Origin of the sequence: Amnibacterium flavum (assembly GCF_003097495.1) — a bacterium.
Lineage (GTDB): Bacteria > Actinomycetota > Actinomycetes > Actinomycetales > Microbacteriaceae > Naasia > Naasia flava.
This window is the reverse complement of record NZ_QEOP01000005.1, coordinates 57,618-71,174: the sequence shown is the minus strand read 5'-3', so window position 1 is coordinate 71,174 and position 13,557 is coordinate 57,618. Positions and strand designations below refer to the sequence as shown.

General features: G+C 63.8%; 10 protein-coding genes and 1 pseudogene. 8 read left to right on the top strand and 3 right to left on the bottom strand.

What is annotated here, in order from left to right:
• The first annotated feature begins 8 nt into the window (after nucleotides 1–8).
• Entirely contained in the window at nucleotides 9–707 is a 699-nt protein-coding gene (locus DDQ50_RS17085) for a hypothetical protein (RefSeq protein WP_133245996.1), read from the top strand.
• A gap of 126 nt (nucleotides 708–833) precedes the next feature.
• Here DDQ50_RS17085 and DDQ50_RS17700 read toward each other — a convergent pair.
• Nucleotides 834–1,037, bottom strand: a pseudogene (locus tag DDQ50_RS17700) (FCD domain-containing protein); the annotation flags it as partial.
• A 450-nt stretch (nucleotides 1,038–1,487) separates the two neighbouring features.
• Nucleotides 1,488–1,958, bottom strand: a complete 471-nt coding sequence (locus DDQ50_RS16295; RefSeq protein ID WP_420808503.1) for a TetR/AcrR family transcriptional regulator — start codon at nucleotides 1,956–1,958, stop codon at nucleotides 1,488–1,490.
• A gap of 231 nt (nucleotides 1,959–2,189) precedes the next feature.
• Between DDQ50_RS16295 and DDQ50_RS16290 the strand changes: the two genes are divergently transcribed.
• Nucleotides 2,190–3,221, top strand: a complete 1,032-nt coding sequence (locus DDQ50_RS16290) for an aldo/keto reductase (protein WP_116757858.1) — start codon at nucleotides 2,190–2,192, stop codon at nucleotides 3,219–3,221.
• A gap of 168 nt (nucleotides 3,222–3,389) precedes the next feature.
• Here the strand turns inward: DDQ50_RS16290 and DDQ50_RS16285 are convergent, their stop codons facing one another.
• Entirely contained in the window at nucleotides 3,390–3,671 is a 282-nt protein-coding gene (locus DDQ50_RS16285; protein ID WP_133245995.1) for a hypothetical protein, read from the bottom strand.
• A 750-nt stretch (nucleotides 3,672–4,421) separates the two neighbouring features.
• Between DDQ50_RS16285 and DDQ50_RS16275 the strand changes: the two genes are divergently transcribed.
• The 6 genes from DDQ50_RS16275 (at nucleotide 4,422) to DDQ50_RS16250 (ending at nucleotide 13,177) form a co-directional block, all read left to right on the top strand.
• Nucleotides 4,422–5,426 carry a LacI family DNA-binding transcriptional regulator gene (locus tag DDQ50_RS16275; RefSeq protein WP_116757856.1) on the top strand — a complete coding sequence of 335 codons (1,005 nt, stop codon included), beginning with the start codon at nucleotides 4,422–4,424 and terminating at the stop codon, nucleotides 5,424–5,426.
• A 120-nt stretch (nucleotides 5,427–5,546) separates the two neighbouring features.
• Entirely contained in the window at nucleotides 5,547–7,421 is a 1,875-nt protein-coding gene (locus DDQ50_RS16270; RefSeq protein ID WP_165829867.1) for a glycoside hydrolase family 127 protein, read from the top strand.
• Between the two features lie 56 nt (nucleotides 7,422–7,477).
• Nucleotides 7,478–8,767, top strand: coding sequence for an ABC transporter substrate-binding protein (locus DDQ50_RS16265; RefSeq protein WP_116757854.1), 1,290 nt, complete (start codon nucleotides 7,478–7,480; stop codon nucleotides 8,765–8,767).
• 131 nt (nucleotides 8,768–8,898) lie between these two features.
• Nucleotides 8,899–9,753, top strand: a complete 855-nt coding sequence (locus tag DDQ50_RS16260) for a carbohydrate ABC transporter permease (RefSeq protein ID WP_240614484.1) — start codon at nucleotides 8,899–8,901, stop codon at nucleotides 9,751–9,753.
• Complete coding sequence (locus tag DDQ50_RS16255) at nucleotides 9,750–10,610, top strand: carbohydrate ABC transporter permease (RefSeq protein WP_116757852.1); 861 nt, start codon at nucleotides 9,750–9,752, stop codon at nucleotides 10,608–10,610. Before DDQ50_RS16260 ends, DDQ50_RS16255 begins: the two co-directional genes overlap by 4 nt.
• Before the next feature lie 110 nt (nucleotides 10,611–10,720).
• Complete coding sequence (locus DDQ50_RS16250; RefSeq protein WP_116757851.1) at nucleotides 10,721–13,177, top strand: glycoside hydrolase family 2 protein; 2,457 nt, start codon at nucleotides 10,721–10,723, stop codon at nucleotides 13,175–13,177.
• Nucleotides 13,178–13,557 lie beyond the last annotated feature (380 nt).

Genomic DNA, 13,557 nt, shown 5'->3' with positions numbered 1-13,557 from the left:
ACCGCCACATGGCCGATGAGACCGACGGTGTCAACGAAGCCTTCGACGACAGCCTCCGTGTTGCCCTCACCGTCGCGGCGCAGCTCGGAGAACGCGTCGCCCGACTACGTGAAGAACTCGCCAGACAACGCGAGGCCACAGCTATTCAAGAGGGCCGCGAGTTACAGGCCCGTTTCGACGCCGAACGAGCCGCCGCCCGGGCCCAACTGACCGTCGTCAATCAACCCGCCTGGTGGGACAACGCACGAGTCGAAGACATCGCCGCAGTCCATGAGACCGCGACCAGCTGGAGCGACCATGACGCCGCCGCAGAAGAGGCACGGGCCACAATCCGACGCGAAATCCAGCACCGATACGGCGTTGATGCGACCCAACCAGGCGCGAACCCGGACCTCCTAGCCGAGGCGCTCCACCGGGCGGAAACGGACCATGCCGGCGCCGGCGGCGAACGTGAACCTGCTGGCCAGGGCCGATCAGACACTCGCTCACAAGCCCTCGGCTACGACAGTGCCGAACGCCGCGACCGGTTCGCTCACTCGCTCGAGGGCACCGCAACAGCGGAAGAGATCCAGGGTCGCGTACTGGCCGACCTAGGAAATGCCAAACCCCCACGCGAGGCGCTTCGGCCCGTCAGCGATCCCACACCCAGCGCGTTACGCAGTGTTAGAGGCCTAGGCAAGACGCGAGACAGCGAACGCACCCGCTAACCGCACAGAGCCACAACGGAAGCCGGCGGGTCCTCGCACGACTTCCACTGCGCTCACGTGTGGCGGAGCCGGGGCATCGTCACGGGCGGAGGGACCACTGTTTCTCAACTCCGTCTGCAAAGCGTGCTAGATATCAAAGGCAACGATCGAGGCTTGATCAGCGTCGCCGCGAGCGAGTAGCTCGATCAGCTGGTTGTGCATTGCGACGGAGGAGGTCCCGTCGCGGCTGAAGTGCTGACGTTCTGCGCGGCGGACGAGTGGACCGAGGTGATCGAGCACCGACTCGACGGCGTGATTGCCGAGGGCGAGCACCGGGATCCGGTGTAGTTCCTCGTCTGCATCGGGCTCCGTTCACGTCGCCTGCCGCCACGGTGTCGGCGAAACGTTCATGGGCGCCCCGCATTCGGGCGAAGTTCCCGTCGTTGAGCTTGCCGGCCATTTGTCGCACGACCATCGCGTCCATAGCGGCGACGAACGAATGGCTCGCCTCCCTGACCGGCGGAGGAACACTGACCACAAACGCAATCGTCGGCCGACTGTCCCGGCGCGGCTTGAAGGAGATTGCTCGCTTCAACACCGCGCCCGGAGGCCCGTCCTCGTCGCCGCCCTTGCCCCCAATAGCAGGACTCGGCAATCTTGCTTGCATCGATTGTGTACTCGATGACGAAGGTGACCGCCATGTTCGGAGTCTAGGACGCGCGCTTCGACGCGAAGGCTGGCACCGGAGGATTGGTGGGACGTTCCGTTGCTGTGACGCCGGGTTGCGGGGTGAAGGCGTCTTCAGCCAGCTGAGGGGGCCCCGATTACTCCGTCGAGAAGGACGGTGGTCATGCGTCCGGCTCTGTCGTCGGCGTCGCCAGGGTGGCTGTCAGCGAGGCGGGTGAGAGCGTGGATGAGGTCCTCTGCGCGGATGTCGCCACGTATGGTCCCGCTAACAGCTCCAGCATCCAAGATGCTCTGAACTCTTGGTGCGAGCACGCCGATGAACTGCCCTGGCAACAGGTTGTACGCCGGGTCGCCCGAATGCAGCGCGCCGGCGAATCCGCGTTTGGTCGCCACGAATCGAGCGAGACTCTGCGCCCACAGCCGTAGGGCCGTCGCCGGCGAGTGCTCGGATGCGAGGTGATCTGCTTCGGCCGCTGTCGCGTCGAGCTCTCGCCGAAAGACGGCGATGATCAGGTCGGAGCGCTGCGGATAGTTCCGGTAGATCGTTCCTACGCCCACGCCTGCACGGGTCGCGATGTCGCGCATTGCGGCATCCACCCCCAACTCGGCGAAGGCCGCCTTGGCGGCCTCCAATACGGCCTCCGTATTGCGAACAGCATCCGCCCGTTTGCGGCGGGGAGCCGCGATTGGCTGATCCAGCCCAGTCATCTTCATTCCCTGCGTGACAAGCGGAACATTGTTCCGTATAGTTGCGGACGGATGTTCCGCTTAAGACCAGCGTACCCGCCGGGGCGAGAAGCACCAACTGGAGGAATCATGCACTACCGCCCACTTGGCCGCACCGGCATCAAGGTCTCGCCCTTGGCACTCGGCGCGATGATGTTCAGTTCATTCGGGAACGGAAACCAGGATGAGGTGGACCGGATGATGGCGCGAGCGCTCGATGCCGGGATCAACTTCGTGGACACCGCGGACGCCTACGGCGACTCTGAGGAGATGGTGGGCCGCGCGCTGAAGGGCCGACGCGATGACGTGGTGCTCGCGTCGAAGTTCTCCCGCCCGACCAGCGACGAGGTCAACCACCAGGGTGGCTCGCGTCGCTGGATCACGACCGCGGTGGAGAACTCCCTGCGCCGTCTGCAGACCGACCATCTCGACCTCTATCAGATGCACCGTCCCGACCCCGAGACTGACATCGATGAGACTCTTTCGGCGCTCACCGACCTCGTCAGAAGCGGGAAGGTCCGCGCCATCGGATCCTCCGACATGCCCGCTTCCGAAATCGTCGAGGCGCAGTGGGTCGCGGAGCGGCGGGGGTTTGAGCGCTTCCGTACCGAGCAGCTGCACTACTCCCTGCTTGACCGGACGGTCGAGCGCGAGGTGCTGCCGGTGGCGCAGCGCTACGGCATGGGCACGCTGATCTGGAGCCCTCTCGCCAGCGGCATGCTCACCGGACGGGTCCGCCGTGGCCAAGAAACCGACCTGCGCCGCACCCGCATGTTCGCCGCCCTTCGAGACGAGCGCCGTATCGATGCTGTCGAGGAACTCATCCCCCTCGCCGAAGAGGCAGGGTTGGCGCTTACTCATATGGCGCTCGCGTTCGTGATCGCCCACCCGGGCGTCACCGCGGCGCTCATCGGGCCGCGGGTGATGGAGCAGCTCGACGACCTGCTCGCCGCAGCCACAGTCGACCTCTCCGACGAGCTGATGGACCGAATCGATCAGATCGTCGCGCCCGGTACCGGCGTTGGTCGGATGGACCAGGAATACAACACTCCGCCCATCGGGTCTGCAACACTGCGCCGGCGACCCGTCAAAGATCGAGCAGCGTCTCCGTCGCCGAAGTAGAGGTCGAGCGCACTACAGCGGAATCGTCCCCATATAGGTTTCTGGCCCGGTGGATGTGCGACTGATCCGGCGAAGTGGCTCAATCTTCTCAAGGGGCAGGGGAGGTTGGATCCGCCAGAGCTTCCGGTCTTGAGCAGAAATGGGGCAACGCATCCTGCAGCTGCTGCGTTACGCGGAGTCCTGGGCGAGTAAGAGGTCGGTGGTGGGGAACTCGGCAACAAAGAGCCTGCCGAGCTCGACCCAGGTCTCGGCTGACGCGCGTTCATCGGCGACCAGGTCCAGGCACTCCTCTGTGGTCCAGGAGTCGAAGAGGATGAAGGGACGGGTCCAGCGTTGCCGGTCCCACGCCGCGCAGACTCCGCGGCGGCGTTCGGACCTGCCAATCCCGATCCAGAGCAGGTTGCCCGGATCGTTTCCGCCTATTGCGGGGATTGCGCGCGATGCGGCCACTCCGACCATGCGCCGCTGAGCGCGAACTCGAGGGTCCTCTTTTGGCTGGTGACCGCGACTACTCCGTTAGCCAGGGTGCCCAGCGCAAGACCAGTGACGACGTCCTTCAGCTGATTGTCCTTCGTGTGCTGCAACGAATCTCCCGAATCGCCAGGTCCGCCCGAGCGAGTGTTTCTAATCCGACGTTGTCAGATAGGCGCCCGCTAGTCGCCAAGATGAAAGGTGCGGTACGAGCTCCGCACAGCGAATCGGCGACCCCCCTTGTGACGCTGGAGGAAGCCGGCGACCGTATCCACGTCGTTCGGACGCATTCCTAACTCGCGACACTTCGCCCGCACCCACCGCTGCGGCCGATTCATCATGTCTGCCTTGAGCTTGTCCTCTTCACCACTTCAAACCGGAGTGATACCCGGCAGCCCATGGGGCGGCGCTCTCGAGGATCGCGGTCACATCATGGGGAAGCTCGGGCAGCGCGTCGCGAGGAGGCTGCGGGGTCGGTGCGAGAGACAGGATTACGTCCTCGCCGTCAGCGTTGAAGGACTGCAGCGGCCGATGGGCGCCCGGGAAACATGGCTGAACGTCATGACAAATGGCACGACGGCGACCAATGGGCCTAAGTACCTGCCCGACGATTGCGAGTTCTTTCCACACGATGAGCTGGCTAGCGAAGCTACGTCGAGGAGCGCTCTGCAAGGTGGGTTAGGGTGCGATGCTGAGTGACTTGGCGAGACCGCGTTGAGAGAGGGCGAGATGGCCGCGACCATGGCAGACGTCGCCCGCGTTGCGAGAGTGTCGAAGAAAACCGTTTCGAACTACTTCAACGGTTATCGATATATGACCGCCGACACTCGATCGCGCATCGAGGCAGCGATCGTCGAGCTCAACTACAAGCTCAACCTCTCTGCGCGCAGCCTCAGTTCCGGACGCACAGGCACGATCGCGCTCGCGATTCCCGAGATCGCGCATCCCTACTTTGCCGAGCTCGCCGAGGCGGTCGTATCAGCTGCTCAGCGGCGCGGAATGTCGGTGGTCGTCGAGGTCACTGCCGGCCAGCACGATCAAGAGCTGTCGGTTTTGCGGGGTACGCGGGGGCGATCTGTCGACGGCTTAATCGCTCATCCCATCGCCCTCGGAGCCTCTGACATCGACTCCGCAACCGTCGACATCCCGGTCGTACTGGTCGGCGATCGAGTGCACTCGGGGCCATTCGATTTCGTAACCGTCGCCAACGAGCAGGGCGCCTACGACATGACCCGGTTTCTCTTTGAGCACGGGAGGCGACGCATCGTCGCGCTCGGTATGGAGGAGTCGCCCGTTCCCACTGCCGCGGCACAGAGGTTCGACGGATTTCGTCGCGCCCATCATGATGCGGGAGTCGAGATGGTGCCTGAACTGCTCGTCGGACCCATTCCGTGGAATCGCCTGTCGGGCGCAGAGGCGATAGCGAGAGCGATCGACGCGGGTCTTGAGTTCGACGCCGTGTTTGGGCTCAATGATGCCATAGCGCTGGGCGCGATGGCCGAACTGCAACGACAGGGTCTCACCATCCCGGGCGACATCGCCGTGGCGGGATTCGATGATGTCGAGGAGGCAGCCCTCGCCTTCCCCCCCCTTACCACAGTCGACTCGGGTCGCGAGTGGATTGCGGAGACGGCGGTCAATCGGCTCGTCGAGTTGATTGAGGTCGGAGCCTCCGAAGAGGTCCCGACGGTAACGGTAGCGAGCCACTCCGTAAAATATCGCGCCTCTGTCTGAGCTGGAACGCGGGCCCAACTTGGTTCTTGCAGATTTAGTACACCGGTGTACTATCGACCACAGTGCACCGGTGTACTGCCGAAATCGCCACACCGATACACAGGCTCAATGAGGAGAAGCATGGTCAGCGCGTCCGCATCGCTTGCAGTTCCCGCAGCACCCGCCCGCCCCTCGGCGAGGCGCCCGATCGATACGCGCCGAGTTCGACTCGACGGCGGTTTCATCGGCGACTGGCAGCGCGTCAACCGTGACGGCACGATTCCCCATTGCATCGAACGCATGGAGACATCCGGGGTCGTCGATAACCTCAGGCGCCTTGTCGGCGAGAGTGATGCCGCGTTCAGAGGGCCGCTCTTCGCCGATTCCGACCTCTATAAGACCCTCGAGGCCATCGGTTGGGAGGCGGTGCGCGGCGACGTCGCAGAGTTCATACCTTTCGTTGACGAGGCCATCCGACTGCTTGGAGCGGTGCAGGAGCGCGATGGCTACCTCGACAGCTATTACCAGGGTCCGCGCGTAGGGGAGCGCTTCACCGACCTCCCGCAGGGCCATGAGATGTATAAGCTCGGTCACCTCGTGCAGGCTGCCATCGCCTGGGCGCACAGCGGGCGTACCGACCTGCTCGAGATCGCGCTGCGCTATGTCGAACTCGTGCACACCACTTTCGGTGGCGGTGGTCGCGACGACATTGACGGGCATCCCGAGATCGAAACCGCGCTTGTTGAGCTCTCGCGCTTCACGGGGGACGACCGGCACCGAGAACTTGCCCGGCGGATGGTCGAACTTCGGGGATATCGAACCATCGGCGAGGGCCAGTTCGGCGGAGCCTATTACCAGGACTACACGCCCGTCCGCGAGGCTCGGGAAGCGACTGGCCATGCGGTGCGCCAGCTCTACCTGCTCGCGGGTGTCACGGACCTCGAACTCGACGTAGCCGATGCTGGCTACCGCGACTCGCTCGATGCCCTGTGGTCGAGCGTTCACACCGAGAAGCTCTACGTCACCGGAGGTCTCGGTTCACGTCATCGTGGCGAGTCATTCGGCGATCCATACGAGCTTCCGGCCGATCGCGCCTACTCAGAGACTTGCGCGGCCATCGCCAATCTGCACTGGAACTGGCGCATGCTCCTGCTGGATGGGGGAGGGCAGTACGCGGACGAGATCGAGCGAGGACTGTACAACGCGATCGCTGTCTCCACCTCGCTTGACGGCAGGGCCTACTTTTACTCGAACCCTCTCCAGTTGCGCACAGGGCACACCCACGAGGAGGACGCGCCGTCGACCCGACTCGACTGGTACTTCTGCGCCTGCTGCCCGCCCAATCTGGCCCGTCTGCTGTCGTCCATCAACGCCTATCTGGTCACCGAAAGCGACGATGCGGTCCAGTTCCAGATCTACACGCCCGGTTCGTTCGACATCGGCGACGGCATCACCGCAACGGTCGAAACGAACTATCCGTGGACGCCTGACGTGCACCTCTCCTTCGATGCACCCACGACCCGCACCACGCAATTTCGCATACCCGCTTGGGCAGTCGGCGTCACGGTCTCCGTCGACGGCGAATTGGCCCGCCCCGTCTCCCCAGGGTTCCTTGACGTTCCCGCCGGGGCCTCGTCGGTTTCGCTGCACATTCCGGTTGAGCCCGTATTCGAGAAGGCCCACCCGTGGGTCGATGGAGCGCGTGGTGCACTCGCCCTGCGTCGGGGGCCCGTCTACTACTGCCTCGAGGAGGCAGATCTGCCCGAGGGTACGCGTCTCGAGAATGTCGTGATCCCGGAGCGCCCGACGGCGACCGAGGCCGGACAGGACGACGGGCTAGGTGTGCCGGTTCTAGCTATCGCCGACGCTCGCGGCCATGCCGCACCCGCCGACCTCTACCCCTCCGACCTGACCGAGACGGCGGACTCCGTTATCGGGTCGGTGCGGGCGATTCCCTACTTCCGGTGGGCCAACAGGACCGCCGGTGCCATGCGCGTCTGGATGCCCACTACCTGAGCATCCGGGTGCGGCCGGCATGCCGGCCATCCCATACACAAGAGAGGAAACACGCAATGAGGCGTCACACCACTTCGCTCATCGCAGCGGCCGCCCTCGCGGCCACCGTGGTGGGCTTGAGCGGCTGTTCCAGCTCGGGAACCGAGGCTCAGAGCGGCGGCACGATCAGCGTCTGGGCCCGCGACTCGCAGTCCGCGTTCATGAATACGCTGGCAGACGAGTTCAACAAGACCCACCAAGACCTCAAGGTCGAGGTGACGCTCGTGCCGGCCGCGGACTTCGTGCAGAAATTCGGAACCGCAGCCGCTGGCGGTAACGCACCCGACGTCGCATCCATGGACCTCGTGTACGCGCCGTACTTTGCTTCCGTGGGTGCACTTGCCGACATCACCGACAAAGTCGACGGCCTGTCTTACAAAGACAACATGAGCCCGGGGCACGTTGCTCAGGGGCAGTACGAGGGCAAAACCTACGCCCTGCCTTTCACCGGCGACGTGTCGGTCATGTACTACAACAAGGACCTCTTCGCTGCGGCCGGCCTCGATCCCGAGAAGGCCCCGACGACGATGGCCGAGGTCCAGGCGGACGCAGAAGCGATCGCCGCGATCGGCGATGGCTCCTATGGCTTCGCATTCTCGGGCGCCTGTGGGGGTTGCAACATCTTCTCGATCACTCCCTACATCTGGGCAAGCGGAGGCAACGTGCTTGCGGATGACGGCACAGAAGCACTGCTTGACAGTGCTGAAGTGACGGACACCATGACGATGTACCGCGAGCTGTGGGAAGGCGGCGCCATGCCCGAGCTCGTGCAGTCCGATAGTGGGGCCAGCGCGGGAGATGCCTTCAAACAGGGCAAGGTTGGCATCTTCAACTGGGGCGACTTCTACATCAGCTCCCTCACTGACCCCGCCGAGGGCGCGAAGTTCGACTGGGGGCTCGCTCTCATCCCTGGTGCCGAAGAGGGCCAGGGCGCCTCCTTCGCCGGCGGCGACGACATCGCCATCACCGCCGGTGCCAAGAACCCGGAAGGCGCGTGGCAGTTCCTCGAATGGGTCACCGGCAATGAAGGCCAGCAGGTGATCGCCGATAACGGTGTGATGCCCGTCCGCCTCGACCTGCTCGACAGCCTCTACGTGCCCAAGGATGAGCGATACCAGGTGTTCGCCGACGCCCTCGCGGTGGGTCAGGTTCCCTACAGCGTCATCGAGAACGAGCTCTTCAATGATCCGAACGGGGTGTGGTCGACCATGATCCAGGAGGCCGTGTTCGGTTCCGGATCAGTCGCCGACGCCCAAGCCAAGGCCCAGGAGGCCGCGCAGGCGCTGCTCGACGAGTCGAACGGCTGACACATCATCCCGTCGATCGGGCGGGCCGGAAGGCCCGCCCGATCCAATGAGGAGCATCCATCATGACCGCACTCCAGCAAATCACGCCCCCACCACGCGTCAAGCACGGCCGCATAACGCAGCGTAGGGGAGTGCTCGGCCTGTTGCTCAGCCTTCCGGCGTTTGCGCTGCTCGGGCTGTTCTTCATCTGGCCGTTCATCCGAACCATCTACATGTCGCTGAACGACTGGCCGTTGCTCGGCACACCCGAGTTCATCGGCTTCGGAAACTACGTCAAAGCGTTCGGCGATGACCAGTTCATCAGAGCTGTCGGCTTCACCTTCTTCTACACGATCGTCATCACGCCGATTCTGATCATCCTGGCGTTCGGGTTGGCCTTCCTCGTCCGGAAGGGCACTCGGGCCCATCGCTTCTTCCAGACCGTCTATTTCCTCCCGGTGGTCATCGGTCTCGCCTCCGGCAGCTACATCTGGATGTTCATGTGGCAGTCCGACATCGGTCCGACCACCCAGCTTCTCGGGTCGTGGGGGCTGGTCGATCCGCAGAAGAACTACTTCGCCGACTTCTGGACCGCGTTCGCGATAGTGCTCGGCATGGTGACCTGGAAGGTGGTCGGCCTGCAGATGCTGCTCGTACTTTCCGGAATCCAGGGCATCCCGGACGAGGTCAACGAAGCCGCGCGCATCGACGGCGCGACTGGGTGGCAGAGCTTCTGGTACATCACCGTGCCGCTCCTGCGCCCCACGCTCGCACTCGTGCTGGTCTTCTCGGTCGCCGGCTCGCTGCTCGCGTTCGACCAGTTCTACATCATGACCACGGGCGGACCCGCGGGCTCAACCCTCACCGCGGTCTATGAGATCTATCGCAACGGATTCGTGAAGTTCGACGTCGGATACGCGTCGGCTCTCTCCATTCTCCTCATGCTCGTTCTTGGCGTCGTGAGCGCCGGCCAGATGCTTCTTCTCAGGAACTCCGACAACGCATGACCGCCACCATCACACCTGCCTCTACCGCTGCTGCGGGCAGTGCCGCGCGCATCGGAGCGAGCGAGCGTCACTCGCGCACCCGACTGCTGCCAAAATCGGTCTGGTGGATCGTCTCCGCCTGCCTAGCGGTGCTGTTCCTCTACCCCATCTGGGTGATGGTGTCTCACGTCAGCTTCGACGACATCGTTCGTCTGTCCGACGCCAGTCGAGGTCTCAGCATCGTGCAGAGCATCGGCAACTCGGTATTCGTCTCGGTGACCGCTACCGCGGTCGCGCTTGTGGCCAGCACCCTCGCCGGGTATGCATTCGCGAAGCTACCGTTCCGGGGCAGCAAGGCGGCATTTTTCGTGATCCTGGTCACCTTCATGGTGCCGTTCCAGGCCGTCATCACGCCGCTGTACATCGTCCTGAGAGACATCGGGCTGCAAAACAACCTCATCGGTGTAGCCCTTGTGCTCGCCACATTCAACCTGCCCCTCGGCACGTTCCTCATGCGCAACTCATTTGCCGCCATCCCGTCGTCCTTGGAGGAGGCGGCGCAGATCGACGGTGCGAGTGCGTTCAGCGCAATGTGGCGCGTCATGCTGCCGGTGGCCGTCCCAGGCCTCGTGTCGACGACCCTCCTATCGTTTTTCGCAGCTTGGAACGACTTCTTCGCCGCTTTGATCCTCATCACCGACCAAAAGCTCTATACGCTTCCGGTCAGCATTGGCATCCTGTCCACCGATAGCCAGTTCGGGGTGAACTTCGGCTTGATGCAGACGGGCGTGACCGTGACCGTCATCCCATGCGTGGTCATCTACCTCGTCCTGCAGCGCTACTACGTCGCCGGACTTCTCGGCGGCGCGCTCAAGTAGCCGCCCTCCCGCCGCATTTGTCGAGCGATCTCGTGAACCGAGGTGGCCGCGAGCGAGCACAATCTCTTCGGAGTCCCACCCTTCTCGCCCTGTAAGAGGAAGCTGACCGCATGATTGTCGACCGCACCGTTATCTCCGACTGGACGGTGGAAGGCAGTGGCACCGCAGTGCCGCCGGACGTGCGCTCAGCGGGTCCGATCGCGGCCAGCGTCCCGGGATCCGTGCACACGGATCTCATGCGCGCCGAGCTCATCCCTGACCCGTATCTCGATGAGAACGAGAAAACCCAGTCATGGATCGGTCTAACGGATTGGACCTACCGGACGACGGTGACCTGGGCGCCCGACGGCAGCGAACGCCAGGAGCTCGTGTTCGAGGGAATCGACACGATCGCCCGCATCAGCCTTGGAGGTGACGACATCGCCGTCACCCGGAACATGCATCGGACTCACCGCATCGACGTGACCGGGCGGCTGGCATCGGGCGACAACCAGTTGCAGGTCGCGATCTCGTCACCGATCAAAGCTGCAGATGCCGCAAGCATGGCACTCGGCTATCGACCACACGCCAATCACCACCCGTACAACTCGATCCGCAAGATGGCCTCCAGCTTCGGCTGGGACTGGGGGATCGACACCTGCACCTCAGCACTGTGGAAACCGGTCGCCCTCGAGACCTGGAGCCAGGCGCGCCTGGCAGAACTCCGAATCGGCGGAGACGTCGTCGATGGTGTACCGCGATTGCGGGTCACCGGCACAATCGATGTGACGGGATTCGATGAACCGCTCGAACTCGCGGTCAGTGTCGCGGGGCACGTCTTGACCGCGCCCGTACGTGCGGGCGTCGCTGAGATTTATGAGGATGTACCTAATGCCGCCCTCTGGTGGCCCCGAGGTTACGGTGAACCCGCGCTCCACCATGTCGTGGTCACGCTGCGGTCGGGTGATGAAGTGGTCGACGACCGCAACTATCGAGTCGGCTTCCGGTCCGTCGAGGCGCGCACCCAGCCCGACGCCACCGGTGTCGGATTCAAGATCGTCGTCAACGGGCAAACAATCCATGTACGGGGTGCGAACTGGATCGCGGACGACGCGTTCCTGCACCGGGTCGATCGAGCTCGGTACTCGCGTCGCCTCGCGCAGGCCGAGTTCGCGAACGTCAACCTCATCCGCGTGTGGGGCGGTGGCATCTACGAGTCGGAGGACTTCTACGCGGAGTGCGACGAGCGGGGCCTTCTCGTGTGGCAGGACTTCCTACTGGCGTGCGCCGCCTACGCCGAAGACGAACCCCTTTGGTCGGAATTCGGTGCTGAAGCGCACGAGGCGATCGTCCGCCTGAGTGCTCATCCTTCGCTGGTCCTCCTGAACGGAAACAACGAGAACATCTGGGGCTTCCAGGAGTGGGACTGGGAGAAGCGCCTCGACGGCCGCACCTGGGGTGCGGCGTATTACTACGAGCTCTTCCCCTCCCTCGTCGCCGAGCTCGCACCCCACGTCGCGTACACCCCGGGCAGCCCGTTCACTCCGGACCGCAGTGCGCGCCAGAACGATCCGAGCCAGGGGACTGCGCACATCTGGGACATCTGGAATGAGAAAGACTGGCCGCACTACCGCGACTACCGTCCCCGATTCGTCTCCGAATTCGGCTGGCAGGGCCCGCCCGCCTGGAGCACGCTGATGCAGTCGGTCTCCGATTCGCCACTGACTCCCGAGTCCCCGGGAATGCTCGTTCACCAGAAGGCGATCAAGGGCAACGACAAGCTCACCGACGGGCTGACGGCCCACTTCCCCCTTCCGAACGAGATGGGATTGTGGCACTGGGCGATGTCGCTCAACCAGGCGATCGCGGTTCGCGCTGCCATCGAGTGGTACCGATCGTTGACGCCGCACTGCACCGGCACGATCGTGTGGCAGCTCAACGACTGCTGGCCCGTCACCTCATGGGCGGCGATTGATGGGTACGAGCGACCCAAGCCGCTGCTCTACGCTCTGCGACACGCCTACTCGGACAGGCTGCTCACTATCCAGCCCGACGAAAGCGGCGCCCTGCGAGTCGCGATCATCAACGACAGCCAGGAGAAGTGGATCGCAGAGCTGACGATCGAGCGCCGCGATTACGCCGGACTTCTGATCGATCAGCAGGTACAGACCCTTCGGGTGGCACCGGACACAGCGATGGACGTAGCCATCAATAAAGCCCTCGCTACGCCTGGGAGGCCGTCAAACGAGCTTGTAATTGCGCGACTGGGCGACGCGACCGCCCTGTGGTTCTTCTCTGACTATCGCGACTCCGAACTGACGTCAAACCCCTGTACGGCGATCGCCCGTTTCCGCGAAGGCGGGTGGGATGTCATCGTCCGAGCACATTCGCTCGCCCGCGACGTCGCATTGCTTGTTGACCGCGTGCACCCCGACGCGGTCGCATCAGATGCCCTTTTTACACTGCTCCCGGGGGAGTCGACGACCATCCGCGTCGTCGGTGCTCTTGATGCGGATGGGGCGGACTTCTCCGCCCCCACCGTGCTCCGAACAGCAAACGATCTGCTCTCCAAGCGCGATGGCACCTAGAAGGCTCTTCTGCAAGCCAAGTGAAGGCAGGACGGGGGTCAGCTCGACCCCCCCCGGGCTCGATCGGTCCTACGCTGGATGGAATCAGAACGGTAGACGGCCCGGCCGGTCTTCTACTTGAGCAAGAGTGTTCGGCCACCGTCCGAGGCGTAACGCTCGACGGCATCAAGCACCCGCTGCACCGCCGATACCCAGAGTTGCACCAATCGCAGCCTGTTGCGTCACCTCCGCGCCCCAGGCATAGAACCACCTCCTCACCTGGGGGTCTCGAGAGGGGTGGTCAGTACGCTTCTCTCGAGGGGCGCCAATCCGGCGTCGACAATTGCCGATGATGTGTCCCTCATCGTCGGTAACCCGGGACGGGGCCGGGGTCAAGCGGG